Origin of the sequence: Micromonospora sp. NBRC 110009 (assembly GCF_030518795.1) — a bacterium.
In the GTDB taxonomy this organism is placed as follows: domain Bacteria; phylum Actinomycetota; class Actinomycetes; order Mycobacteriales; family Micromonosporaceae; genus Micromonospora.
The window spans coordinates 6,819,911-6,844,908 of record NZ_CP130427.1; the positions used below are offsets into that span (position 1 = coordinate 6,819,911).

At 73.8% G+C, this 24,998-nt stretch carries 21 protein-coding genes, 1 tRNA gene and 1 pseudogene; 5 read left to right on the top strand and 18 right to left on the bottom strand.

Features of this window, described 5'->3' with window-relative positions; translation table 11 throughout:
- Nucleotides 1-350 precede the first annotated feature (350 nt).
- The 3 genes and pseudogenes from Q2K19_RS32165 to Q2K19_RS32175 all read left to right on the top strand — a co-directional run.
- Nucleotides 351-752: a hypothetical protein gene (locus Q2K19_RS32165; protein WP_302766127.1), complete on the top strand. Its 402-nt coding sequence runs from the start codon at nt 351-353 to the stop codon at nt 750-752.
- Nucleotides 753-1,131: 379 nt separating this feature from the next.
- On the top strand, nt 1,132-1,749 hold the full coding sequence (locus Q2K19_RS32170) for an HD domain-containing protein (protein ID WP_302766128.1): 618 nt from the start codon (nt 1,132-1,134) through the stop codon (nt 1,747-1,749).
- 13 nt (nt 1,750-1,762) lie between these two features.
- Nucleotides 1,763-1,888: pseudogene (locus Q2K19_RS32175) on the top strand (site-specific integrase); the annotation flags it as partial.
- A gap of 69 nt (nt 1,889-1,957) precedes the next feature.
- Here Q2K19_RS32175 and Q2K19_RS32180 read toward each other — a convergent pair.
- From Q2K19_RS32180 to ald, 9 genes are all read right to left on the bottom strand, one after another.
- A tRNA-Pro gene (locus Q2K19_RS32180) sits at nt 1,958-2,031 on the bottom strand.
- A gap of 206 nt (nt 2,032-2,237) precedes the next feature.
- Nucleotides 2,238-3,644 carry a ribosome biogenesis GTPase Der gene (gene der, locus Q2K19_RS32185; protein ID WP_302766129.1) on the bottom strand — a complete coding sequence of 469 codons (1,407 nt, stop codon included), beginning with the start codon at nt 3,642-3,644 and terminating at the stop codon, nt 2,238-2,240.
- Nucleotides 3,641-4,321, bottom strand: a complete 681-nt coding sequence (cmk, locus tag Q2K19_RS32190) for a (d)CMP kinase (RefSeq protein WP_302766130.1) — start codon at nt 4,319-4,321, stop codon at nt 3,641-3,643. The genes der and cmk overlap by 4 nt, the downstream gene beginning before the upstream one ends.
- Nucleotides 4,322-4,512: 191 nt before the next feature.
- Nucleotides 4,513-5,283, bottom strand: coding sequence for a pseudouridine synthase (locus Q2K19_RS32195; RefSeq protein ID WP_302766131.1), 771 nt, complete (start codon nt 5,281-5,283; stop codon nt 4,513-4,515).
- Complete coding sequence (gene scpB / locus Q2K19_RS32200; RefSeq protein ID WP_446839776.1) at nt 5,270-6,118, bottom strand: SMC-Scp complex subunit ScpB; 849 nt, start codon at nt 6,116-6,118, stop codon at nt 5,270-5,272. Before scpB ends, Q2K19_RS32195 begins: the two co-directional genes overlap by 14 nt.
- Before the next feature lie 259 nt (nt 6,119-6,377).
- Entirely contained in the window at nt 6,378-7,325 is a 948-nt protein-coding gene (locus Q2K19_RS32205; protein WP_368046121.1) for a ScpA family protein, read from the bottom strand.
- 41 nt (nt 7,326-7,366) lie between these two features.
- Nucleotides 7,367-8,290 (bottom strand): ParA family protein, encoded by a 924-nt coding sequence (locus Q2K19_RS32210; protein WP_302766137.1) that lies wholly within the window; start codon nt 8,288-8,290, stop codon nt 7,367-7,369.
- A gap of 192 nt (nt 8,291-8,482) precedes the next feature.
- Nucleotides 8,483-9,469, bottom strand: a complete 987-nt coding sequence (locus Q2K19_RS32215) for a site-specific tyrosine recombinase XerD (RefSeq protein ID WP_302772868.1) — start codon at nt 9,467-9,469, stop codon at nt 8,483-8,485.
- 11 nt (nt 9,470-9,480) lie between these two features.
- A complete protein-coding gene (ald, locus tag Q2K19_RS32220; protein ID WP_302766138.1) occupies nt 9,481-10,596 on the bottom strand; it encodes an alanine dehydrogenase in 1,116 nt (371 codons plus the stop codon).
- Between the two features lie 291 nt (nt 10,597-10,887).
- Between ald and Q2K19_RS32225 the strand changes: the two genes are divergently transcribed.
- Nucleotides 10,888-11,142 carry a TM2 domain-containing protein gene (locus Q2K19_RS32225; RefSeq protein WP_302766139.1) on the top strand — a complete coding sequence of 85 codons (255 nt, stop codon included), beginning with the start codon at nt 10,888-10,890 and terminating at the stop codon, nt 11,140-11,142.
- 68 nt (nt 11,143-11,210) lie between these two features.
- Here the strand turns inward: Q2K19_RS32225 and Q2K19_RS32230 are convergent, their stop codons facing one another.
- The 9 genes from Q2K19_RS32230 to recN all read right to left on the bottom strand — a co-directional run bounded on the left by Q2K19_RS32230 (nt 11,211) and on the right by recN (nt 23,834).
- Complete coding sequence (locus tag Q2K19_RS32230; RefSeq protein WP_302766140.1) at nt 11,211-11,816, bottom strand: NUDIX domain-containing protein; 606 nt, start codon at nt 11,814-11,816, stop codon at nt 11,211-11,213.
- Complete coding sequence (locus tag Q2K19_RS32235; RefSeq protein ID WP_302766141.1) at nt 11,813-13,567, bottom strand: CTP synthase; 1,755 nt, start codon at nt 13,565-13,567, stop codon at nt 11,813-11,815. The genes Q2K19_RS32230 and Q2K19_RS32235 overlap by 4 nt, the downstream gene beginning before the upstream one ends.
- Before the next feature lie 150 nt (nt 13,568-13,717).
- Entirely contained in the window at nt 13,718-16,063 is a 2,346-nt protein-coding gene (locus Q2K19_RS32240; protein ID WP_302772870.1) for a hypothetical protein, read from the bottom strand.
- On the bottom strand, nt 16,063-17,196 hold the full coding sequence (locus tag Q2K19_RS32245; RefSeq protein WP_302766143.1) for a glycosyltransferase family 4 protein: 1,134 nt from the start codon (nt 17,194-17,196) through the stop codon (nt 16,063-16,065). The genes Q2K19_RS32240 and Q2K19_RS32245 overlap by 1 nt, the downstream gene beginning before the upstream one ends.
- Entirely contained in the window at nt 17,193-18,887 is a 1,695-nt protein-coding gene (gene murJ / locus Q2K19_RS32250; protein ID WP_302766145.1) for a murein biosynthesis integral membrane protein MurJ, read from the bottom strand. Before murJ ends, Q2K19_RS32245 begins: the two co-directional genes overlap by 4 nt.
- A gap of 1 nt (nt 18,888) precedes the next feature.
- The gene (locus Q2K19_RS32255; protein WP_302766147.1) at nt 18,889-19,752 is read right to left on the bottom strand and encodes a hypothetical protein; all 864 of its coding nucleotides are present in this window, start codon (nt 19,750-19,752) and stop codon (nt 18,889-18,891) included.
- Nucleotides 19,753-19,810: 58 nt separating this feature from the next.
- On the bottom strand, nt 19,811-20,752 hold the full coding sequence (locus Q2K19_RS32260) for a copper transporter (RefSeq protein ID WP_302766149.1): 942 nt from the start codon (nt 20,750-20,752) through the stop codon (nt 19,811-19,813).
- A 27-nt stretch (nt 20,753-20,779) separates the two neighbouring features.
- Nucleotides 20,780-21,958 carry a putative cytokinetic ring protein SteA gene (gene steA / locus Q2K19_RS32265; RefSeq protein ID WP_302766150.1) on the bottom strand — a complete coding sequence of 393 codons (1,179 nt, stop codon included), beginning with the start codon at nt 21,956-21,958 and terminating at the stop codon, nt 20,780-20,782.
- A gap of 118 nt (nt 21,959-22,076) precedes the next feature.
- A complete protein-coding gene (recN, locus tag Q2K19_RS32270; RefSeq protein WP_302766152.1) occupies nt 22,077-23,834 on the bottom strand; it encodes a DNA repair protein RecN in 1,758 nt (585 codons plus the stop codon).
- An 81-nt stretch (nt 23,835-23,915) separates the two neighbouring features.
- Here recN and Q2K19_RS32275 point away from each other — a divergent pair, with 81 nt between their 5' ends.
- Nucleotides 23,916-24,890 (top strand): helix-turn-helix domain-containing protein, encoded by a 975-nt coding sequence (locus tag Q2K19_RS32275; RefSeq protein WP_302766153.1) that lies wholly within the window; start codon nt 23,916-23,918, stop codon nt 24,888-24,890.
- Nucleotides 24,891-24,998: the final 108 nt, after the last annotated feature.

The following is a 24,998-nucleotide window of genomic DNA, read 5'->3' on the forward strand; positions in this document are numbered from 1 at the left end:
CCTCCGACTTCAGAGTCCGCTCGACAACCAGGGTTGTCAACCGTCGTAGGCGTGTCAGAATCCGGCGCGCGGTGGCGAGGGGTCGGGACGGTGTCGCCGCTGCGTCCTGTGCCGCTCTCACCTCGACAGTGACCCACGCATTACGAGTCGGTCCCGGACTCCTGTTCCGGCAGTTGCTCCTGCTGATCGGCTGGACGTCTGCGTTCGTAATCGTCCGCTAATGCTCGCTGGCTGGCTGCTCCGTTGGCTGCTCGGCCGACGCCTCGCTCGCAGCCCGTGGGCCCCGTCCGGTGGAAGTCGCCCGGCTGCCGGGCTGTCATGCTGCACTCCTGCCCTGCCACGATCACAGCGTGAGCCAACAGGACTGGGACAACCTAAGCCACGTCGAACAGTGCTTCTTCATCAACGCAATGGAGATGGACATCCTGCCAGGCGTCCACGGCGACCTCGACGAAGCTGCGCAACGGCTGCCACTCGACGAACTCGCCAGGATCCTGCTGTCGCTAGTCGATCGCGGATGGATCGAAGTCCGGCGGTACGAGCGATGGATCTCGGACGAGGGGCTCGCAGGACTCACCCCCGGCGAAGTCGTCCCCCGACCAGAACTCCCGCACGTGCTCGCAGACCCAGCCAACTGGGAGTACCCCGACGACACCAGCTGGATCGGCGCGCTGACACTCGTTCGTACCGACGCCGGCCTGGCAGTCAGCCGCCTCTCCCCGGAAGAGGCTGCGGAACGAGACAAGGCTTGAGCTTTCGCCCAGTGATGGAACAGCTGACATCAGCCGAGTCAGGGCCGGCGTGAGCAGTCCCCGGCACGCTTTCCAAGTCTGCTCGGCCCAATACGCGCTTGATCGGGTGGGTCCGCCACCTGGGCCAACTTGACCGACCGGTCGTTCGCGGTCGCCCCCGCACGCATGCGAACGAGACGACAAGTGAGACGAAGGCAGGACGACGCCCGATCATCCTGATCTAAAGGCGGCCTCCGACGGCCAGCCGTAAATTCACGGCGGGCCGACGCCGGCCAAGGGCACTAACTCGTAGACGCCGGCATGTTGGCATCGGGTAAGTCGCCACCGAACTCCACCCACAGCCAGCTCTGGTCGGAGGCGTCGTAACTACGATCCACTCATGGCCGAGTCTTCCAGATTGCCGGAACTTCCCAACACGCCTGCAGGGACGGCGGCGCTGTCCGTGGCCACCCGTTACTGCTCGCCTGCGCTGCTCAACCACTCCATCCGGTCCTACCTGTGGGGGGTGATGTACGCCCGTGCACATGGAATTGGCTTCGACGACGAGCTGTACTACGTCTCGGCCCTCCTGCACGATGCCGGGCTCACCGAGCCGTTCGACAGTCATTCGCTTCCGTTCGAGGAGGCCGGCGGGGACCTCGCGTGGGTATTCGGAGTCGCCGCCGGCTGGCCCGAGGCCCGCGCGGCCCGCGTGGAACACATCATCGTCACCCACATGCGCGCCGACGTGTCCGCCGCCGAGGACGTCGAGTCCCACCTGCTGCAGGTCGCGACGGCCTGGGACGTGGCAGGACGACGTCCTGAGGAATTCTCCGAGGCCAGCAGGAAAAGCGTGCTCGACCGGTACCCCCGACTCGACTTCGCCACGGAGTTCCTGGCCTCGTTTGAGGACCAGGCGAAACGCAAGCCGTCCGGTGCGGCAGCACAGGCAATCGAAACCGGCGGACGCCTCCGGATCCTCGCGCACCCGCTCGACGCCTGGTCGTCCCGGCTCTGAACGACTATGAGTGCAGCACGCCGGCCTCTGCGGCCACTCCGGCACGATCGTCACCGAGAGCGTCTACCGGCACCAACTGCGGCCGGTGCTCCTGTCCGGCGCGGTGGCCATGGATCGGATCTTCGGCGCTGAGGCGTAGTCACTCAGTTAGACACCCAGCTACGAGAAGAGGGCATATCCATTGATGAGATATGCCCTCTGAACAGTGTCGGGACGGCCGGATTCGAACCGACGACCCCTTGACCCCCAGTCAAGTGCGCTACCAAACTGCGCCACGTCCCGATGCCCCCGCGCGGTCTTCCCCGCGGCAGCCGGTACAGCTTAGCGCAGGATCTTCGCACCGTGCGCACGGGGCTCCTCCCGTTCCGCGCGCGTCCCACGCCACTCCCCCTACAGCGGCCTAGGAGGCTGGGGTGAGGGGGAACGGCGGCGCCGGGTGGGCCGTCCAGGGACGGCGCCACCCGGCGTCGGGCGTACGGGAGGGAAGGTCAGCCGTGGGCCTTGCCGCGGCCGCCGGGGCCGAGCTTCTTGCGGGCGCGTACCGAGATGTCGATCGGGGTGCCCTCGAAGCCGAACTCCTCGCGGAGCTTGCGCTCGACGAAGCGCTGGTAGCCGGCGTCCAGCGGCCCGGTGGTGAACAGCACGAAGCGCGGCGGGGCCACCCCGGCCTGGGTGGCGAACAGGATGCGCGGCGCCCGGCCACCGCGCACCGGGTGCGGGGTGGCCTGGACCAGGGCGGTGAGCCACTGGTTGAGCTGCGCGGTGGGGATGCGGGTCTCCCAGCTCGCTAGGGCCTTGCGCAGCGCCGGGGCGAGCTTGTCGACCGCACGGCCGGTCATCGCGGACAGGTTCAGCCGGATCGCCCAGGGGATGCGGCGCAGCTCCCGGTCGATCTCCTTGTCCAGGTAGTACCGGCGCTCGCTGTCCATCAGGTCCCACTTGTTGAAGGCGATGACCAAGGCCCGGCCCGCCTCCACGACCATGGAGAGGATCCGCTGGTCCTGCTCGCTGATCACCTCGCTGGCGTCGAGCAGCACCACCGCCACCTCGGCCGCCTCGATCGCGGAGGCGGTGCGCAGGCTGGCGTAGTACTCGGTGCCGCTGGCCTTGCCGACCCGCTTGCGCAGGCCGGCGGTGTCGACCAGCTGCCAGGTCTCCCCGCCGATCTCCACCAGGCTGTCCACCGGGTCGACGGTGGTGCCGGCGACCGCGTCGACCACCGCCCGCTCCTCGCCTGAGAAGCGGTTGAGCAGGCTGGACTTGCCGACGTTGGGGCGACCGACCAGGGCGACGCGGCGCGGGCCGCGCGGGCGGTTCTCCACGATCTTCGGCGCCTCGGGCAGCGCCTCCATGATGGCGTCGAGCAGGTCGCCGGAGCCGCGGCCGTGCAGCGCGGAGACCGGGAACGGCTCACCGAGGCCGAGCGACCAGAGCGCGGTCGCCTCCATCTCGATGGTTGCGTTGTCGGCCTTGTTCGCCACCAGGATCACCGGCTTGGCGCTGCGCCGCAGCATCTTCACCGCGGCCTCGTCCACATCGGTCGAGCCGACCATGGCGTCGACCACGAAGAGCACCACGTCGGCGGTGACGACGGCCGCCTCGGCCTGGGCGGCGATGGCCGCGGCCCGGTCCTTGGCGTCCGGCTCCCAGCCGCCGGTGTCCACCACGGTGAACGCCCGGCCGTTCCACTGCGCGTCGTACGGTACCCGGTCCCGGGTCACCCCGGGGATGTCCTCGACGACCGCCTGCCGGCGGCCGATGATCCGGTTGACCAGCGTGGACTTGCCCACGTTGGGACGGCCGACCACGGCCACCACCGGCTGCGGGCCGGTCGGCTCACCGGTCTCGAGCTCCGGCTCGCGCAGCTCGACCCAGCCTCCGAAGTCCTCGCTCATGCCACACCCTGCTCGGTGAGCAGCGCACGCAGCCGGGCGACGACCTCGTCGATGCCCAGCTCGGTGGTGTCCAGCACGACCGCGTCGGCGGCCTGCTGGAGCGGGTTGACCTTGCGGGTCGAGTCGAGCTTGTCCCGGCGGGCCAGGTCGGCGGCGGTCGCCGCGACGTCGGCGGCGTCCTCGGCGCTGCGCCGCTGGGCGCGGGCCGCCTCGGAGGCGGTCAGGTAGACCTTCAGGTCCGCGTCGGGCGCCACCACCGAGCCGATGTCGCGGCCCTCGACCACGATCCGGCCGGCCTCGGCGATCACCTGCCGCTGGCGGGCTACCAGCAGCTCGCGGACGGCGCCCACAGCGGCCACCGCGGAGACCGCGCCGGTCACCTCGGGACCGCGGATCGCCTTGGCCACGTCGACGCCGTCGGCGGTCACGCCGTACCCCTGGGGGTCGGTGCCGATGCGCAGGTCGACCTCGCCGGCGACCTTGGCCACCGACTCGGTGTCGGTCAGGTCGACGCCGGAGCGCAGCACCGCCCAGGTGAGCGCCCGGTACATGGCGCCTGTGTCGAGGTAGTGGGCGCCAAGGCTGACCGCGAGCCGCCGCGACACGGTGGACTTACCCGAACCGGACGGCCCGTCCACAGCGACCACGCAGCGCCCGGCCGGTACGTTTTCCTCCACCGTTGTCCTCCTCAGCCCGTACCTCGCGGGTCGCCGGTGTCCCCGGCGCCGTTGAGCGGTTGTTCCTATCGTCAATCATCCCGCGCCGCGCGGGTCGGCCGCGCGGTACGCCGCCAGGGGGCGACGCACGCCACCCGCCGGCCCGCGGGCCGCGTCGAAGCCTACCGGGAGCGGTACCCCGATCGTCGGGGTCAGTCACCGACCGCCTTGAACAGGGCGGCGACTTCCGCGTTGGTCAGCCGGCGCAGCCGCCCGGTGCGCAGGTCGCCGAGCTTGATCGGACCGATCGAGGTACGGATCAGCCGGGACACCGGGTGTCCCACCTCGGCCATCAGGCGCCGGACGATGTGCTTGCGCCCCTCGTGCAGGGTCAGCTCCACCTGGGCGGTTTTGCCCAGGGTGCCCACCACTTTGAAGGAGTCGACCTTTACCGGCCCGTCCTCCAGCTCGACGCCGGCCGTCAGCCGCTTGCCCAGGTTGCGCGGGATCGGCCCGGCCACCTCGGCGAGGTAGGTCTTGAGCACCTCGTACGACGGGTGCATGAGCTTGTGGGCGAGGGTGCCGTCATTGGTGAGCAGGAGCAGGCCCTCGCTGTCGGCGTCCAGCCGCCCGACGTGGTAGACCCGCTGCTCCAGCCGCGCGCCGATGAAGTCGGCGAGCTCGGTGCGGCCCTTCTCGTCGGCCATGGTGGTGACCACCCCGCGCGGCTTGTTCATCGCCACGTAGACCAGGCGGACGTCGGCCTGGAGCCGCTCGCCGTCGACGTGGATGACGTCGCGCGCCGGGTCCGCCTTGTCGCCGAGCTGGGCCACGCGGCCGTTGACGGTGACCCGGCGCCGGAAGATCAGGTCCTCGCAGGCGCGCCGCGAACCCACCCCGGCGGCGGCGAGCACCTTCTGCAGGCGCTCGGCGCCCTCGTACACGGGGGCGTCGGGCTTCGGGGCACGGTCATCGCGTCGCATCGGCAAGCTCTTCTACGTCGTCGGGGAGGAAGGGGGCCAGGGGCGGCAGGTCGTCCACCGAGTTCAGCCCCAGCTTCTCCAGGAACATCGTGGTGGTCCGGTAGAGGAACGCCCCGCTGTCCGCTTCGGTGCCGCACTCCTCGACCAGCCCCCGGGAGACCAGGGTACGGATCACGCCGTCGCAGTTGACACCCCGGATGGCGGAGATCCGCGACCGGGTCACCGGCTGCTTGTAGGCGATCACCGCGAGGGTCTCCAGCGCGGCCTGGGTCAGTCGGACCGTCTGGCCCTCCAGCACGAACCGCTCGACGTAGGTCGCGTATTCCGGGCGGGTGTAGAGACGCCAGCCACCCGCGGCCCGGCGCAGCTCGAAGCCGTGCCCGGCGGCGGTGTAGCCGGCCGCGATCTCATCGAGCATCGGCCCGATCCGCTCCGGGGACTGCTCCAGCACTTGGGCCAGGGTCAGCTCGCTGACCGGCTGGTCCACCACCAGCAGGATGGCCTCCAGGGCGCCGCGCAGCTCGGCGTCGTCGAGCAGCGGCGCGGGCTCCGGCGCCGGCGCCGCCCGCCGCCCCCGCTTCCCGGGTACGCCACTCGCGCCGCCCGGCGTCGCAGAGCCGACCGGCTCATCGGCACCAGAAGCGTCGGCGCCAACCAACTCGCCGCCGCCCAGAGCCTCAGCGCCAATCGGCTCGCCGGCGCCCGAAGCGTCAGGGCCGACCGGCTCGTCGACGGCCGGGGCGGTCTCGGCCGGCTCCCCCACTCCGCCGGTCACGCTCGGCTCGACGACCGGCGTCTCCGTCGACTCCCCCGGCGCCGCAGCGCCCTCCGCCATCGGATCTTGGACAGTTTCCGTTCCTGGCGAACGGTAGGTGTCCACGATCTCCGGCTCCGCACGCTCGGCGGGCGTCGGCTCGGCGGTGGTGGTGGCCGGCGCTGGCGGCTGCTCCGGGCTCGCGGGTGCCTGCGCGGCCGGCTCGGCCGGCTGCTCGTCGGCGCCCTCGGGCTTGGCTGGGGTGGGGCGTTCCCACGGGGGGATCCAGGCGGCGGCCTGGTCGGCCAGCGAGTCGCGGCGCTCCTCGTCGCTCATCGGGTCACTCCTGCGTCGTGGCCGGTTCGCCGGCGGGCGGGGTGGCCGGCTCCGGGGAGCCGGCGTACTCGTCGATGGTGAGTTCGGTGCCGCCGTCGGCGGAGCCGGTCCAGCGCACGGTCAGCTCCTCCAGCGCCTGCTCCTGGACGAAGGCGACCAGCCCCTGCCGGTAGAGCTCCAGCAGCGCCAGGAAGCGGGCCACCACCTCCAGGGTGATCTCGCAGTCGGCGCAGAGCAGCGAGAAGCTGGCGGTGCCGGCGCGGCGCAGCCGCTCGGAGATGATCTCGGCGTGCTCGCGGACGCTGACCCGGACCATGTGCACGTGCGCGATGGACACCTCGGGAACCGGCTTCGGGGTCATCGCCCTGAGCGCGAGCTTGAGCAGCCGCTCCGGGCCGATGCCGAGCACCAGGTCGGGCAGCGCCTCGGCGTACCGGGGTTCGAGGGTGACCGCCCGGGGATAGCGCCGGCCGCCGACCGACTCCAGCTCGGCGAGGTGCGCCGCCGCCTCCTTGTACGCCTTGTACTGCAACAGTCGGGCGAAGAGCAGGTCCCGGGCCTCCAGGAGGGCCAGGTCCTCCTCGTCCTCCACCTCGGCGGCGGGCAGCAGCCGGGCCGCCTTGAGGTCGAGCAGGGTGGCGGCGACCAGCAGGAACTCGCTGGTCTCGTCCAGGTCCCACTGGTCGCCCATGGCCCGCAGGTACGCGATGAACTCGTCGGTGACCTTGTGCAGGGCCACCTCGGTGACGTCCAGCTTGTGCTTGCTGATGAGCTGGAGCAGCAGGTCGAACGGGCCGGTGAAGTTGTCCAGCCGGACGGTGAAGCCGCTGGTCTCCTCGACGGTGGCCGGGGCGGCCGGCACCACGCCGTCGACCTCGGCGGCCAGCCCGGCGGCGGCCACGGCGTCACCGGCGCCGTGCGGCGCGAGGGGGTCGAGGGGCGGTGCGGTCACCGGAAAACCGTAGTCCACGGCCCGGACACCCGGCGTTCGGCCTACCGCTCCGCCTGGGCCGCGATCACCTCACGGGCGAGCTGCCGGTAGTTGCGCGCGCCGGAGGAGGCCGGGTCGAGGGTGGTGATCGGGGCGCCGGCCACGGTCGACTCGGGGAACTTCACGGTCTTGGTGATCACGGTCTGGTAGACCTTGTCGCCGAACGCCTCCACCACCCGCTGGAGCACCTGGCGGCAGTGGGTGGTGCGGCTGTCGTACATGGTGGCGAGGATGCCCTCGAGCTCGAGGTCGAAGTTGAGCCGCTCGCGCACCTTGTCGATGGTGTCCAGCAGCAGCGCGACCCCGCGCAGGCTGAAGAACTCGCACTCCAGCGGGATGAGCACGCCGTGCGCCACGGTCAGCGCGTTGATCGCCAGCAGCCCCAGCGAGGGCTGGCAGTCGATCAGGATGAAGTCGTACTCCTTGCGGACCGTGCGGAGCACCCGGGCCAGGGCCATCTCCCGGGCCACCTCGTTGACCAACTGGATCTCGGCGGCGGAGAGGTCGATGTTGGCGGGGAGCAGGTGCAGCCCCGCGACGTCGGTCTTGATCAGGACGTCCTCGGCGGTGACGTCGTCCTGCATGAGCAGGTTGTAGACCGACAGGTCGAGGTTGTGCGGGTTGACGCCCAGGCCGACCGAGAGTGCCCCCTGCGGGTCGAAGTCGACCAGCAGCACCTTGCGGCCGTACTCGGCGAGCGCGGCGCCCAGGTTGATGGTGGTCGTGGTCTTGCCGACGCCACCCTTCTGGTTGGCCATCGCGATGATCCGGGCCGGGCCGTGCCGGTCGGTCGGCATCGGCTCCGGGATCGGCTTGCGCATGGTGTAGGCGGCCGGGTCGGCCGGACCGAGGTCGGCGCCGAGCGTCGCCTGCTGCTCACGGAGCTCCGACGTCCAGGTCTCGGCACGGTCCTCGTTGCCTGCCATGTCCTCGTTGCCCCCTCCCGACGACCACCTGGCGTCGGAGCCGTCCGACGTCCCTCGCGGCGCCGCTGCGCACCCCCGGTTCGTCGCCCCTGAGGTCCGCGCCGATGCCGACTGTACGCCACGTGCCAGCAGCGCGTTCGGTACCGGGTCGGCGTGTCGGCCGGCCCGCGGTGGCCGGACGGTCCGAAGAGGTCAGCCGCGGGCCCGCGGGTGGGCGGTCGCGTAGACCTCACGCAGCCGTTCCACGGTGACCAACGTGTACACCTGGGTGGTGGTCACCGACGCGTGGCCGAGCAGTTCCTGCACCACCCGGACGTCGGCACCGCCGTCGAGCAGGTGGGTGGCGAAGGAGTGCCGCAGCGTGTGCGGGGAGACGGCGTCGGGTCCGTCCACCGGCAGGCCGGCCCGGGCGGCCGCGCCGCGCAGGATCGCCCAGGCGCCCTGCCGGCTCAGCGCGCCGCCCCGGGCGTTGACGAAGACCGCCGGGGTGCCCCGGCCGGCGGCGAGCAGGGCCGGGCGGCCCCGGACCAGCCAGGCGCGCACCGCCTCGACGGCGTACCCGCCCATCGGGACCAGCCGGGTGCGGCCGCCCTTGCCGCGCAGCAGCACGGCCCCGTCGGCCAGGTCCAGGTCGTCCACGGCGGCGCCGACCGCCTCGGAGATGCGCGCGCCGGTGCCGTACAGGAACTCCAGCAGCGCCCGGTCGCGCAGTGTGCGGGGCGCCGCGTCGCCGGTGGCGGTGACCGGGCCGGCGGCCTCCAGCAGCCGGATCACGGCATCGACCGGCAGCGCCCGGGGCAGCCGGCGCGCCGGGGTGGGCGGCCGGACGTCGCGGGCGGGATCGGCCCCGGCCATCCCCTCGCGCAGCGCGAAGCGGTGCAGGCCGCGGACGGCGCTGGCGGCGCGGGCGGCGGAGGAGACGGCGAGCGGCGGGTGCGCGGCGTCGCCGGCGCGCAGCCGGGCCAGGTGGCCCTCGACCTCGGCGGCCCCGACGGCGGCCAGGTCGCTCACCCCGGCGGCGGCCAGGGTGGCCAGGTAGCGGTCCAGGTCCCGGCGGTACGAGGCGAGGGTGTTGGCGGAGAGCCCACGTTCGACGGTGAGGTGGTCCAGGTAGCCCCGGACCGCACGGCGCAGGGCCGGCGCGGGTTCCGCGCCGGCCCCTGCCGTGTCGGTGGTCAGGCGGTCGCCCCTCAGGCCAGCACGTCGGCCAGCGGCAGCATGCCCATGCCGTGCGCCTCGGCGACCGGGCCGTAGACGACCTGGCCGGCGTGGGTGTTCAGGCCCAGCGCCAAAGCCGGGTCGCGGCGCAGCGCCTCCTGCCAGCCGCGGTTGGCCAGCTCGAGGGCGTACGGCAGGGTGACGTTGGTCAGCGCGTGGGTGCTGGTGTTCGGCACCGCGCCGGGCATGTTCGCCACGCAGTAGAAGATCGACTCGTGCACCTTGTAGACCGGGTCGGCGTGCGTGGTCGGGCGCGAGTCCTCGAAGCAGCCGCCCTGGTCGATGGCGATGTCGACGAGCACGCTGCCCGGCTTCATCCGGGAGACCAGCTCGTTGGAGATGAGCTTCGGCGCCTTCGCGCCGGGCACCAGCACCGCGCCGATGACCAGGTCCGCGTCCAGCACGGCCCGCTCGATCTCGTACGCGTTGGAGGCGACGGTCTGCAGGTGACCGCGGTAGATGGCGTCGGCCTGGCGCAGCCGGGCGACGTTCTTGTCCAGCAGCAGCACCTCGGACTGCAGGCCGAGCGCGATGGCGGCGGCGTTCATGCCGGAGACGCCGGCGCCGATGACCACGGTCTTGGCGGCGTACACGCCGGAGACGCCGCCGGGCAGCACGCCCCGTCCCCCGCCGGTGCGCATCATGTAGAAGGCGCCGACCTGCGGGGCGAGCCGACCGGCCACCTCGGACATCGGGGCGAGCAGCGGCAGCGAGCGGTCGGGCAGCTCGACGGTCTCGTACGCGATGCCGGTGACCTTGCGGTCGAGCAGCGCGTCGGTGCACTCCTTGGAGGCCGCCAGGTGCAGGTAGGTGAAGAGCACCTGCCCCTCGCGCATCCGGTGGTACTCCTCGGCGATGGGCTCCTTCACCTTGAGCACCAGCTCGGCGGCGTCCCAGACCTCGTCGGCGGTGCCCAGGATCTTCGCGCCGGCGGCGGCGAACTCGTCGTCGGTGATGCTGGAGCCCACGCCCGCGCCGGACTCGACGAAGACCTCATGGCCGTGGCGGGTGAACTCGTTGACGCCCGCGGGCGTGATCGCCACGCGGTACTCGTGGTTCTTGACCTCGCGTGGGATTCCGACCTTCACGATGCAGACACCTTCCTTCGGGGCAGCGCACCCCCGACTGCTCGGCGCCGCGGCGGCCCCATTGCCGACGCGGTCCACCGGTCCCGCCGGCGGCAGTCTAGGCCCGTGCGAACGCGCCGGAGGGCAGCACAGTGACATCCGGTGCCCGGTCGTCCTGACGATGTGTCAGGCATGAACCGGACTGGGCGGTGGAGACCGCCTCAGCCGTCAGGACACTATTGGGTAAACATCGTCCCACCATTGGGTCTGCGGTGCGGACAGGACGCCAGTGGATCACTAAGGTGTCCGCTCATGACCACTCCTCCGTACCAGCAGTACCCGCAGGGCGTTTCGGACAAGAGCAAGACCATCGCGGGTATCCTCGGCATCCTGCTCGGCAGCTTCGGCGCCGGGCGTTTCTACATGGGCGACACCAAGACCGGCGTGCTCCAGCTCGTGGTGAGCATCGTGACCTGCGGTCTCGGCGGCATCTGGGGCCTCATCGACGGCATCCTGATCCTGGTCAACGGCGGCGTCGACGGCCAGGGCCGCCCGCTGCGCGACTGAGCGTCCGACACACGAAGGGGCCGCGCGTGCTGAGCACCGCGCGGCCCCTTCGTCGTGTCCGGTCCCGCTCAGCGGGGCAGCGGCGCCTCCGGGCGGCGCAGCTCCGTGAAGCCGGTCTCCCGGGCCCGGGCGGCGGCGAGCAGCCCGGCCACGCAGGAGGCGTTGGTGATCTCCCCGGCCAGGACCATCCGCACCGCCTCGTCGAGGTCGACCCGGACCACCTGCAGGTCGGCCTCCTCGTCGCGCCGGTCGTGCCGCTGGTCGGGCGGCACATCGGCGAGGTCGCGGGCCAGGAAGACCCGGACCACCTCGTTGGTGAACCCCGGCGAGCTGTGCAGGTCGACCAGGACGTCGACGGTGCCGGCGGTGAGGTCGGCCTCCTCCGCCAGCTCCCGAACGGCGGCGGCGGCCAGGTCCTCGCCGCGGACGTCCATCAGCCCGGCCGGCAGCTCCCAGAGGTGCCGGCCCACCGGGTGCCGGTACTGCCGGATCAGCACCACCTGACCGGCGTCGTCCAGCGCCACCACCGCCACCGCGCCGACGTGCGTGACGTAGTCCCGGGCGGCGGTGCCACCACCGGGCATGGTGACGTCGTCGCTGACCACCGAGAAGATCCGGCCGGACCAGATCTCCCGGTGGCCGGTCACCTCGTACCGGTGCTCGACGGCGCTCACGACGCGGACGCCGCCTTCGCGGCGGCGGCGCCGTTGCGGCTCGCCTTCGCGGCCGCGGCCTCCGGCGGGGCAGTCTCCAGGTCGACCGGGAGCTGGTCCGCCTGGGAGTACGCGACGGCGGCCTTGACGAACGCGGCGAACAGCGGGTGCGGCCGGGTCGGCCGGCTCTTCAGCTCCGGGTGCGCCTGGGTGGCCACGAAGAACGGGTGCAGCTCCCGGTCCAGCTCGATGAACTCGACCAGCCGGCCGTCCGGCGAGGTGCCGGAGAACCGCAGGCCGGCCTTGCTGAGCTGGTCGCGGTAGGCGTTGTTCACCTCGTACCGGTGCCGGTGCCGCTCGCTGACCTCGGTGCTGCCGTACGCCTCGGCGACCAGCGAACCCTCGGTCAGCTTCGCCGGGTACGCCCCGAGCCGCATGGTGCCGCCCAGGTCGCCCTTGCCGGCGACGATGTCCTCCTGGTCGGCCATGGTCGCGATGACCGGGTGCTTGGCCTCCTCGTCGAACTCCAGCGAGTTCGCCCCGTCCAGGCCGGCCAGGTGGCGGGCCACCTCGATCGTCATGCACTGCAGGCCGAGGCAGAGGCCGAGCAGCGGGATGCCGTTCTCCCGGGCGTACCGGGCGGTGCCGATCTTGCCCTCGATGCCCCGGACGCCGAAGCCCCCCGGGATGACGATGCCGTCCACGCCGGCCAGGGCGGCGGCCGCGCCGGCCGGGGTGACGCAGTCGTCGCTGGGCACCCAGCGCAGCTGCACCCGGGCCCGGTGGCCGAAGCCGGCGGCCCGGATCGCCTCGCTCACCGACAGGTACGCGTCGGGCAGGTCGACGTACTTGCCGACCAGCGCCACGGTCACCGTGTGGCGCGGCTGGTGCACCCGCTCCAGCAGGTCGTCCCAGCGGGTCCAGTCGACGTCCCGGAAGGAGAGGCCCAGCCGGCGCACCACGTACGCGTCGAGGCCCTCCCGGTGCAGCACCTTCGGGATGTCGTAGATGCTCGGCGCGTCCGGCGCGGCCGTGACCGCCTCCCGGTCCACGTCGCAGTAGAGGGAGAGCTTCTCCTTGACCTTGTCCGGGATGTCCCGGTCGCAGCGCAGCACCAGGGCGTCCGGCTGGATACCGATGCTGCGCAGCTGCGCCACCGAGTGCTGGGTCGGCTTGGTCTTCAGCTCGCCCGACGGGGCCAGGTAGGGCACCAGCGAGACGTGCAGGTAGAAGCAGTTGTCCCGGCCGAGGTCGTGGCGGACCTGGCGGATCGCCTCCAGGAACGGCAGCGACTCGATGTCGCCGACCGTGCCGCCGACCTCGGTGATCACCACGTCGGGGAGGTGGCCCTCGGCGTCCGGCTCCCCCATGCCGAGGATCCGCGACTTGATCTCGTTGGTGATGTGCGGGATGACCTGGACCGTGTCGCCCAGGTACTCGCCGCGCCGCTCCTTGGCGATCACGTCCGAGTAGATCTGGCCGGTGGTGACGTTCGCCTTGCCGGACAGGTCCCGGTCGAGAAAGCGCTCGTAATGGCCGACGTCGAGGTCGGTCTCCGCGCCGTCCTCGGTGACGAAGACCTCACCGTGCTGGAACGGGTTCATCGTCCCGGGGTCGACGTTGAGGTACGGGTCGAGCTTCTGCATCACCACGCGCAGCCCGCGCGCGGTGAGCAGATTGCCGAGGCTGGAGGCGGTGAGGCCCTTACCCAGCGAGGAGGCGACGCCCCCGGTGACGAAAATGTGCCTGGTCGTCCGTGCTGAAGGGGCCAAGGCCTGCTCCCGTGTCGTCCGTAGCGGTCGTGCGAACCGCCGAGCCGATCAGCCAAGTGATCACGCGATCCACGGGACTCCACGGTAACACCTCTCCGGGCCCGGACCGGCGTCGCACCCGCCGTACGGGCACGTGAAACCGGGTCGGACTCAGGCGGAGGGCACCTCGGTCGATGCCGGGCGGCCCTGGGCCGGCACCCGCGCCGGCTGGTCCACGCCCGCCGTGGGGGTGCCGTCGCCGGCCCCGCCCGGGGCACCGCCCGGACCGCCGTCGGCGTCGGACCGGGCCGGACCGCCCGGCTCGACACCGGCTGAGTCGCCGCCGCCCGGGCGGTCGCCGTCGGTGGGGCCGCCACTGGCCGGGCCACCGGGGCCCTCGTCCCCCGGCCGGCCGGTGCCGGGCTGGGTGCGGTCGGTGGCGTGGTCGAGCACCCGCAGCGCGGCCAGCGCCGCCATCGGCACCACCAGGGCGGCCGCCGCGCCGGCCACGTCCAGCGCCGAGCCGCCGAGCAGCCCGCCGATGCCGGCGGCCACGCCGGTGCCGGCCATGGCGGCCCGGATCGCCGGGTAGATGCCGAACAGCCGCATCAAGCCGCCCCAGGGCTGGAGCAGGGCGAGCCAGACCAGCGCCGCGCCGGCCACGGCCAGCACGGTGAGCGGGCTGTTGAACAGGGCCTCCAGGTTGGCGGTGCTGGCGCGGTGCACGGTCAGCCCGCCGGTGCCGTCGCCGAGGGCGGCGAGGAACCGCCCGACGGTGCCCCGCTCGGCCTCCGGCCGGCGCAGGTCGACGACGGCGAAGCCGATGGTCAGCGCCAGCCCGGCCATGGTGGCCCAGGCCAGCCGGCTCACGGTCAGCCAGCCGCCGGTGCAGATCGCGGCGGCGACGCTCAGCCCGGCGGTGAGTGCGATCGCGCCGATCGAGTCCGCCCCCAGGTAGGGACTGCCGACGACCACCACGGCGATGCCGCCGACGGCCACCATCACCATCGGCCGCCAGGGCCGGCGGACCCGCTGGGCGAGCCAGCCGCCGCAGAGCAGCGACCCGGCGATGAACACGCCCAGGCCGACGGTGCCGAGACCGGCGAACCGGCCGCCCTCCAGCGCGGAGTAGCCGATGACGCCGTTGAGCTGCAACCGGGAGCCGGTGACCACGTCCACCCCGACCACCAGGGTGGCCAGGCCGGCGACCGCGCCGAGCGGGCCGAGGGTGCTCCCGTGCCCGGGGAGGAACCGGACCGCCGCGGTGCCGCCGACGATCAGCAGCGCGGTCACCGTGCCGAACCACCAGCCGGCGTGGTCGCCCCGCCACCAGGGGGCGGCGTCGGCGAGCAGCGCGGCCGGCACGGCCAGCGCGGCGGCGATCAGCAGCAGCTCGACCACCGCCACCACCTGCCGGGACACCGGTTCGGGCCCGTGCGGGCCGGCGTGCCGGCGGGCCCGGCGCAGCAGCGGCAGCACCGCCACCGCGAGGGCCACCTGGGCCGCGGCGAGCAGGACGAAGAACCAGCCGGCCACCCGGCGCTGCGCGGCCGCCTCGCGGTCCGCGTCGGCCGGCTGGTCGATGGCGGTCCGCAGGTCGGCCGGCCGGTCGCCGACGGAGACCGCGGGACGGCCGAGGAAGAGCCGCTCGGGCATCGGGCGGCCCAGCGCGGCGAGGGCGGTGGGCGCCAGGTCGACCAGTTGCAGGTAGCCCTCCCGGGCGGTGGTCGGCGAGGTCAGCCAGCCCCCGTCCCAGCCCGGACCGTCGGCGACCGCCACGTGCAGCCGGGACGGCTCGTCGGTGTCGGAGATCCCGGCGACCATGACCATCGAGCGGGGTGGCCGGGCGGCGAGCACCCGGGCGAGCTGGGCGTCGGCCTGCCGGGCCTGGGCGGTCCGGACCGTCGGGTCGTCGGCGTCGACGGTGCCCAGGTCGACGATGCTGAGCACGCACGAGCCGAGTAGCTTCGCCGGGTCGGCGGGGAGGACCGGCGCGTACCGGTCGACCCGGCCGAACGGTCGGGCGGCGGCCACCGCGGCGCCCGGCCCGACCGCCACCGAGCACCGGACGGACTCGGACAGTGCTCCCGGGGTGGTGCCCCAGGAGAGCTTGTCCTGGTTGTAGGCGACGACGCTCTCCTGGTCGGGCAGGTTGGCGCCGATCCCGTCGGGCTGCTCGATGCTCACCCCGGCGACCGGGCAGCCACCGACCCGGCGGGTGCCGTTCCAGGCGGCGAAGTTGCCCGCGCCGAGGGTGAGCCAGCCGTCGACCGGACAGGTGGGCCGGTGCGCGGAGCGCGCCGACAGAGAGCCGATCGAGCCCTCCTCGGCCATCCGCCACAGCGTCGGCGTGGTCTGCGGGTCGACGTCGTCCCAGCGCAGCCCGGCCACCCCGGCCAGCACGACGAAGTCGGCGCTGCGGCCGGGGCTGCCGTGGTCCGGCCGGGCGGCCAGCGCGGTGATGCCCAGCGCCACCACGAGGAGGGTCAGCAGGACCGGGGTGAGTCTGCGCAGCATCACCGGGCCTCCGTCGACGGCACCGGCGCCAGGTCGGCGTAGAGGGTGGCCAGCGCGGCCACCGTGTCCGCCTCGGTCGGCCAGGTCGCGGCCCGGGCGGCGCCCCGGCGGGCCAGCTCGCCCCGGCGGGTCTCGTCGTCCAGCAGGTCGCGGACCGCCGCGTCGACCGCGTCGACGTCGTCGGCGGGGATCAGCACCGCGGCGTCGCCGACCAGCTCCGGCAGCCCGCCCACGGCGGTCGCCACCAGGGGCACGCCGGCGCGCAGCGCCTCCTGGGCGAAGAGCTGCCGGGCCTCCCAGTCGCTGGTGACCACGGCCAGGTCCGCGCCGGCGAGCAGGTCGGCCACGTCGGTGCGGTGCCCGAGCAGGGTCACCGGGGCCCGGGCCGCCGAGATCCGGGCGGCGAGTTGCAGGTACGCGGGCCCGCTGCCGGCGATCACCACCACCGGCGCGGGCTTGCGGCTGCGCCACCGGGCGGCGGCGTCGACCAGGACGTCGTACCGCTTCTGCGGGTGCAGCCGGCCCACCGAGAGGATCAGCGGACGGTCGGGGGCGACCCCGAACTCGGCGCGGACGGCGCCCCGGCGGCGGCGCGGCGCGGGCAGCGTCGGCGCGGCGACCGGGGCGAGGCGGGCGTCGGCGGCGCCCAGCGCGGCGGCCCGCTCGACCAGGTCTGCGGAGGCGCCCAGGGCGACCCGGACGTTCCGGGCGACGACCCGCTCGACGAGCCGGGACACCTGGCCCCGCAGCCCGCCGGCGAGGACGGCGTTGTGCCAGGTCACCACCAGCGGGGCGGCCGGCCGGGCGAGGACGGCGACGAGGCCGGCCCGCAGCCCGTGCGCGTGGACCACGTCCACCGGGGTGTCGGTGAGCGCCCGGCGCAGCGCGGCGACGGCCCGCGCGTCGGCGGGGGTGGGGCTGGCCGGGATCTCCACCGGTGTGAACCGGGCACCCACCCCGGTGAAGTCGAACTGGTCCTGGGTGGCGGCCGGGCCGCAGACCAGCACGGACGCGCCGGCGGCGGCCAGTCCCCGGGCCACCGAGCGGACGTGCTGCCCCACGCCGCCAGTGCTGGAGGCCAGCACCAGGGCCACCGAGCCGGACCACCGCGGCGCCGACGAGGCGTCCGTCATGAGGAAATGCTCTCCTTCCCGTCACCCCGTCCCGAGGGGTGCTGGTCCTCCCGCGAGCCGTCGGACCCGCCGGGTGGGCGTCGCCGGCCGAGCCGGCGGGCCACGGCGGTGAGCAGCGGGCGCACGTCCCGTTCGTCGGTCAGCCAGGCTACGGCGAGGAACAGCGCGCCGACCACGGCCCCGGACAGCATGCCCTGTACCAGCGCCTCCCCCGTCGTCGGGGTCCCGCCGGCCAGGCCGGCGAGCCACCGGGAGGTGAGCGCTCCGCCGGACCCGGCGACCACCGCGGCCAGCAGGCCGGCGGCCCCGGCCCGGCCGACACCGGCGAGGGCGTCCCGACCGGCGGAACGCACCACGGCGGCGACCAGCAGACCACCGAGCACCAGCATGCCCCCGGAAGTGGCCAGCGTCACGGCTGACACCCGGTCGGCGAGCGGCAACGCATGCCCGAGCAGGATCGCCAGGGCCGGCACGGTCAGCCAGCCCACCGCGGTGGCGACCGTCGCGGCCCGGGTCGCGCCCCGGGCGTAGAGGGCCCGGGTGAGGACGGCGAAGAGGCCGTAGCCGAGCAGCCCGGGGGCGAAACCGGCGATCGCCGCCGCGGCGGTGCGCGCCGGCTCGGGCGCGAAGAAGAAGTGCCCGATCGGCACCGCCGTGCCGACCAGCGCGGCGGCACCGAGCAGGCTGAACAGCACCACGCCGCGCACCGCCGGGGCGAGCGTCTCCCGGTAGGTCCGTTCGTCGCCGGCCGCCCGCGCCGACACCAGGGTCGGGTACGCGGCCACGGCGAGCGGCACCGCGAGCACCGACCAGGGCAGGAAGTAGATCGTCTGGGCGATGTTGTAGATGCCGGGGTTGGCCTGGGCCCCGTAGGAGACCTGGTTGAGCGCCACCATCAGGGCGACCTGCTGGGCCGCGACGGTGACCACCCCGGCGACGGCCAGCCCACCGACCCGGGCGCGGGCGTCGGCGGGGAACCGGTAGCCCGGGCGCAGCGGCAGCCGCAGCCGGCGCAGCGGGATGAGCAGGGAGAGCGAGAGCACGACCACGCCGAGCGTGGTGCCACCGGCGAGGAGCAGCTCGCCGCCCGCGCTGACCCGCCCGACCGTGGCCGATCGCCCCTCGGCGGCGGTGAACCCGAGGTAGACGGCGATGACGGTGATGCTGGACAGCAGCGGGGCGATCACCGGCCAGGCGAACCGCCGGTGCGCCTGGAGCACCCCGGTCAACACGATGCCGACGCCGTAGAGCGGCAGCTGGGGGGCGAACAGCCGCAGCATCCGCGCCCCGGCCTCGCGCTGGACCTCGCTGAGACCGGACCCCTGCAGCGCGACCAGCGGGTCCGCGAGCAGCGCCACCAGCACGGCGAGGGGCACCAGCAGGGCGAGCACCCAGGTGAGCAGGGCACCGGTGGTGGCGGCCACCGCCCGCCGGTCGCCCCGCTCCGCGGCCGCCGCCAGCAGCGGCACGACGAGGCTGGCCAGCGCCCCGCCGGCGACGATCTCGAAGATGAAGTTCGGCAGGTTGTTCGCCACCACGTACGCGCCGCCCAGGTCGGTGGGGGCGAGCGTCCAGGTGAAGACGGCGGTGCGGCCGAAGCCGGCGAGCCGGCTGACCACGGTGAGGACGGCGATGAGGGCGGCCGCTCCGGCCAGGCGGCCGGCGCCGGCGCGGGGTGCCGGTTTCTTCACGTCAGTCGGCGAGCCGGCCCAGCTCGTCGAGTTCCCGCAGCCCCGGGGTCTGCTGGATCACCTGGGTGAAGCTGACCTTCTCGCTGGCGGCGGTGAGCGCGGCGAGCACGGCGAGCACGCCGGCCCGGCCGAGCGGCCCGGTACGCGCGGCCAGGCTCACCCCGAGCAGGGCGCCGAGCGCGTTGGCGCCGCTGTCGCCGAGCATCACCCGCTCGTCGAGGTCCTCCCGGACCAGCCCGGCGGCGGCGCCGACCGCGCCGGCGGCGATGCCGCCGTAGGGACCGCGGGTGAGCGGCGCGCCGAGCAGCATGCCGGACTTGAGCGCCCGGCCGGGCCGCAGGTCGAGCAGGTTGAGCAGGTTGGCGGTGCCGGCCACCACGCCGGCGCCGAGGAGCACGTCCAGGCCACGGCCGAGGGCGCCGGCACGCTGCCGGCGGGGGTGCGCGGCGACCCGCTTGTCGGCGGCGAGCAGCGCGGCCGCGCCGAGGCCCGCCGCGCCCACCCCGGCGATCTTGACCAGGCCGGCGGTGACCCGCCCCTCGCGGAGCGCGGCCAGGTGCCCGGCGAAGCCCTTGGCGGCCTTCTGCTCCGGGCGCGCCCCGACGACGTCGTCGTACAGGCCGACCGTGCCGGCGCCCACCCCGGCGAGCAGCGCGGCGGCGCCGGCCGGGGCGCCGCCCGCACCGACAGCGGCCGCGGTGGCCGCCCCGACGGCCAGGGCGGGACCGGCGGCCAGGGTGACGGTGCGACCGCGGAAGTTGGTGCGCTCCAGCGCCGGCGCGCCCGGCGAGGTGCGCACCTCCCGCAGCACGTAGCGGGCGGCGACCGCCCCCACGCCGACGGCCAGCAGCCGACCCAGTCTCACGCGACTCCTCCGATCCGGTTTCCCAGCGCGACGCGGTGCAGACCGGACAGCCGGCCGCTCACTGGGGCAGTTTAGGCAGTAGCGCCGCGGCGTTGTCACCGACGCCGTACTGGCCGGCCTTCTTCTCGGTCAACTGCTGCACCAGGGCGAGCGTGGTGACGAGCTGACCCTGCACGGTGTTGGCGTTGTCGATGGTCGAGATGGTCTGGGAGAGCACCGGGTCGCCCCGGACCACGGCGACCACGTTGCCGCCGGCCGAGCCCATGCCGCCGACCACGATCGCCCCGGTCCGGTCGAACTGCTCGGCGACCTTCACCACCGACTCGTCCTTCTTCGCCGAGTCCTTGTCCACGTACGGCTGGCCGCTGACCAGCACGACCGCCTCGGCGGCGCCGGAGACCTTGTCCTCCGGGGTGAGGTACCCGGCGGTCGCGTAGGCCTGGAGCACCGCCCGGCGGTCGGCCTCGGTGACGGCCGGGCTGCCCTGCGGCCGGTCCAGCAGCACGCTGGCGAGCAGCGCGCTGGAGGTCTCCACGCCGTGCCCGTTGCCCGGCAGGCCCGAGGTGGGGACGCTGTTCGGGCGGGCGGCCGTGACGGCGAGCTCGAGCAGGTTGTTGTTGCTGTCCGGGTTGATGAACTTGTCCTGGACGTCGATGCGGCCGGTGACGTTGGCCCCGGCGAGCTGGAGCATCTTCACCACGCCCTCGGTGTGGTCCCGCCCGCTGGGCAGGCTGAGCACCAGCACCCGGCGGCCGGTCAGCTTGCCGGGGAGGACGACCTGCGCCATCTCGGCGGCGAAGTCCTCCTCCATGTCCAGTTCCTTCTGGAGGCTGTTGACCGACTGGCGCATTTGCGAGTTGTCCTTGCGCAGCGCGTTGACGTTCTCCTTGAGCGAGTCGGCGACCGGCCCGTTCAGGGCGGCCGTGCCGACCACCAGGCCGATCGCCAACGCCAGGAAGACCGCGGTCAGGGACACCACGTGGTAGCGGAAGTTGATCACGCTGAGAGCCTCTTGATCGTCGGGGAGCTAGAAGAGCTGGCCGAGCTGGAACACGAAATTGTCCCACCATTCGGAGACCACGCCCAAATACGCCTTCCCGACGGTGGAGACGGCCACGGCGGAGGCCATCGCGGCCAGCGCCGCCAGGACGAGCAGCAGCAGCGACGAGCCGGAGATGCTCTGCCGGTAGAGCCGGCTCACGCCCTTGGCGTCGACCAGCTTGCCGCCCACCTTCAACCGGGTCAGGAACGTCGAGGCCATGCCGCCCCGGCCCTTGTCCAGGAACTCCACCAGGGTGGCGTGGGTGCCGACGGCCACCAGCAGCGAGGCGCCCTTCTCGTCGGCCAGCAGCATGGCCAGGTCCTCGCTGGTCGCCGCGGCCGGGAACGTGATCGCCGGCACCCCCAGGCCGTCGACCCGGGCCAGGCCGGGCGCCCGGCCGTCCGGGTAGGCATGCACGATCACCTCCGCGCCGCAGCGCAGCACGTCGTCGGTGACCGAGTCCATGTCGCCGATGATCATGTCGGGCGTATAGCCGGCCTCGACCAGGGCGTCCGCGCCCCCGTCCACGCCGATCAGCACCGGCTTGAACTCCCGGATGTACGGGCGCAGCACATCCAGGTCGGCCTTGTAGTCGTAGCCCCGGACCACGATCAGGCAGTGCCGGCCCTGGATCTGGGTCTCGATCTCCGGCACGCCGACGCCGTCGAGCAGCAGGTCGCGTTCCTGCTTGAGGTAGTCCATGGTGTTGGCGGCGAACGCCTCCAACTGCACCGACAGACCCTCGCGGGCGTCGGCCATCGACTTGGCCACCGTCTCCGCGTCCTGCAGCGCGCCGTGCGCGACCGGCTCCTCCCCGACGAAGACCGTGTTGCCCTCGATCCGGACGACGTCACCCTCGCGGACCTGCTCGAAGATGCCCTCCCCCAGGTCGTCCAGGAGCGGGATGCCGGCGGAGATCAACACCTCGGGGCCGAGGTTCGGGTACCGCCCGGAGACCGACGGCTTGGCGTTGAGCACGGCGGCGACACCGACAGCGACCAGCGAGTCAGCGGCCACCCGGTCCAGGTCGACGTGGTCGATGACCGCGATGTCGCCGGGCCGGAGCCGGCCGACCAGCCGTTTCGTCCGGCGGTCGAGGCGCGCGGTGCCGAGGACAGAGCCCGGTTCCGTGCTCCGGTTCCGGCGCAACGTGGGTAGACGCATCGTGACCATCCTGGCATGTGAGGCAGGGTTTGCTGTCGCGACATGCCTGAGCAGGGCCGCCTACCCAGGGAAGCACACCAGAGCGCACGCCGGTGTGCTTGCGCTCACAAACCCGGGATCACGGACGCCTTTCCTTGGCCGCCACGGCCAGGAGTTCCTCGGCATGCGCGATACCCAGATCGGAATCCGGCAAACCTGCCAGCATCCGGGCGAGCTCCCGGGCCCGCTCCGTGTCCTCCACCACCCGCACCCCGCTGGTGGTCACCGCTCCCCCGGTGTCCTTCGCCACCACCAGGTGCCGATCGGCGAACGCGGCCACCTGCGGCAGGTGGGTGACGACGAGCACCTGGTGGCTGCGGGCCAGTCGGGCCAGCCGCCGGCCGATCTCCACCGCGGCCTGCCCGCCGACGCCCGCGTCGACCTCGTCGAAGACCAGGGTCGGCGGGCCGCCGGACCCGGCGAAGACCACCTCGATGGCGAGCATCACCCGGGACAGCTCACCGCCGGAGGCGCCCCGCTGCAACGGCAGCGCGGGCGCGCCCGGGTGGGCCAGCAGCCGCAGCTCCACCTCGTCGGCGCCGTCCGGGCCGACGCCCGCCTCCACGCCGTTGACCGGCAGGCTCGGCTCGGCCCGGCCCACCGGCCGGGGCAGCACCGCCACCTCGATCCGGGCGTGCGGCATGGCCAGCCCGGCCAGCTCGACGGTGACCTGCTCGGCGAAGCGGACCGCCGCCTCCCGGCGGGAGGTGGAGACCCGCCCGGCCAGCTCGGCCACCTCCCCGGCCAGCCGGGACGACTCCTTCTCCAGCTCGTCCAGCAGCTCGTCCGAGGTGTCCAGGTCGGACAGCCGGGTGCGCGCCCGCTCGGCCCAGGCGATCACCCCGTCCACGTCGTCGGCGTACTTGCGGGTCAGCCCGCGCAGCGCGGCCCGGCGCTCGTAGACGGCCTGCAGCCGGGCCGGGTCGGCGTCCAGCGCGGCGAGGTACGCCGACAGCTCCGCGGAGACGTCGGTGACCAGGGTGGCCGCCTCCTCCAGCCGCAGCGCCAGCTCGCCGAGGGCCGGGTCGGTGCCGGCCTGCGCCTCCAGGGTGCGCCGGGCGGTGCCGAGCAGGGTGCCGGCGTCCGGGGTGTCGTCGGCCGCCTCCACGCCGCCGGCCACGCACTGCTGGGCGAGCTGGGCGGCGGTGCGCAGCCCCTCGGCGTGCTCCAGGCGCTGCGCCTCCGCCTTCAACTCGTCGTCCTCGCCGGGCTGCGGGTCGACCCGGGTGATCTCGTCGAGGCCGAGCCGGAGCAGGTCCGCCTCCTGGTTGCGTTCGCGGGCGTTACGGCGCCGGTCGGCCAGGTCGTCGACCACCGCCCGCCACCGCGTGTACGCCTCACGCAAGGCGTCGAGCAGCTTCTCGTGCTCCGGGCCGGCGAACCGGTCGAGCGACGCCCGCTGCTCGGCCGGGCGCAGCAGCCGCAGCTGGTCGGACTGGCCGTGCACGGCCACCACCTGCTCGCCGACCTCGCCCAGCATCGACACCGGCATGCTGCGGCCGCCCAGATGCGCCCGGGACCGACCCTCCACGGTGACCGTGCGGCTCAGCAGCACCGACCCGTCCTCGTCGGGCTCGCCGCCGGCGTCGGTGATCCGGGCGTGCACCGTCCCGGCCACCCGGCCGTCCAGCCGCAGCCGCCCCTCCACCACCGCGCGGCCCGGTTGCGCCCGCACCCGCCCGGCGTCGGCCCGGCCGCCGAAGAGCAGGCCGAGGCCGGTCACCACCATGGTCTTGCCGGCACCGGTCTCGCCGGTGATCACGTTCATCCCGCCGGTCAGCGGGAGCGTGGTGTCCTCGATGACGCCCAGTCCGGTGATGCGCAACTCCTCCAGCACAGCCCCCGACAGTAGACGCGCCCTGCGACAGTTGACCAGCCGGCGCGGGCGCCGCGCCGGCCGTCCGTACGATGACCGCTCGTGGAGCTGCGGATACTCGGTCTGGACGAGGACGAGGAACTGGTCTACCGGACGCTGCTGGGACTCGCCACCGCCGGCCGTGAGCAGCTGGCCCGGCAGGCGGGACTCGCCGGGGAGCGCGTCGACCGCGCGCTGACCGCGCTGCGGAAGCGGGGGCTGGTCGCCCCGGCCGGCGGCGAGGCGGACGCCCCGCTGCGGCCGCTCCCCCCGGACGTGGCGCTCGGCGACGACCTGCTCCGCCGACAGCGGTCCCTGGACGCCGCCCGCAGCCGGGTCGCCCAGCTCACCGAGGAGTACCGGGCCGGCGTCCGCCGGCACGACGCCGACCACCTGGTGGAGATCGTCACCGGCGCGGACGCGCTGCGCGGCCGGCTGCGCCGGATGCAGGACGACGCGCGGACGGAGGTGCTCTGGTTCTGCCGGGCGAACCCGCTGGCCATGCCCGGGCCGGAGAACGTCGAGGAGTTCGCCGCGCTGACCCGCGGGGTCAGCTACCGGGCGATCTACGAACGCGACCTGCTCGCCGAGCCGGGAGCCCTGGCCGACGTGGAGAAGGCGGTCCGCTGCGGCGAACATGCCCGGGTGACCGACCAGCTCCCGGTGCGGCTGGCCATCGCCGACCGGACCACCGCGATCTGCCCGCTGGTGCCCGACCGGACCGACGGCGAGCCGAGCGCCGCCGTGATCGGCCGCAGCCAGCTGCTCGACGCGCTGCTGGCCCTCTTCGACAGCCACTGGCACGCGGCCACCCCGCTGCTGCCCGGCGCGGGCCCGCGCACCGCGGGCGGTCCCGGGGACGAGGAACAACTGCTGCTGTCGCTGTTCGTGGCCGGGGTGCCGGACAAGTCGATCGCCTCCCAGCTCGGCGTGAGCCGCCGCACCGTCCAGCGGCGCCTCGCCGACCTGATGACCCTGGCCGGAGTCGACACCCGGCCGGGCCTGGCCTACCAGGCCGCCCGCCGCGGCTGGCTCTGACCCGCCCCACACCCCGGCCACCGGCCGCGCCGCCGACGGCCCCGCCACCCGAAGGCGGTGCCGGCGGCGGCCCCGACCGCGGCGCCGTCCGGGCACCCGCCACCCCCT

Bases quoted from the DNA above. Each gene is read 5' to 3' on its own strand.
- Q2K19_RS32225 (WP_302766139.1), top strand. From the start codon at position 10,888: ATGACCACTCCTCCGTACCAGCAGTACCCGCAGGGCGTTTCGGACAAG.
- der (WP_302766129.1), bottom strand. From the start codon at position 3,644: ATGAGCGAGGACTTCGGAGGCTGGGTCGAGCTGCGCGAGCCGGAGCTC.
- Q2K19_RS32195 (WP_302766131.1), bottom strand. From the start codon at position 5,283: ATGCGACGCGATGACCGTGCCCCGAAGCCCGACGCCCCCGTGTACGAG.
- steA (WP_302766150.1), bottom strand. From the start codon at position 21,958: ATGCGTCTACCCACGTTGCGCCGGAACCGGAGCACGGAACCGGGCTCT.
- Q2K19_RS32210 (WP_302766137.1), bottom strand. From the start codon at position 8,290: ATGGCAGGCAACGAGGACCGTGCCGAGACCTGGACGTCGGAGCTCCGT.
- Q2K19_RS32240 (WP_302772870.1), bottom strand. From the start codon at position 16,063: ATGCTGCGCAGACTCACCCCGGTCCTGCTGACCCTCCTCGTGGTGGCG.
- scpB (WP_446839776.1), bottom strand. From the start codon at position 6,118: ATGGCGGAGGGCGCTGCGGCGCCGGGGGAGTCGACGGAGACGCCGGTC.
- Q2K19_RS32170 (WP_302766128.1), top strand. From the start codon at position 1,132: ATGGCCGAGTCTTCCAGATTGCCGGAACTTCCCAACACGCCTGCAGGG.
- Q2K19_RS32245 (WP_302766143.1), bottom strand. From the start codon at position 17,196: ATGACGGACGCCTCGTCGGCGCCGCGGTGGTCCGGCTCGGTGGCCCTG.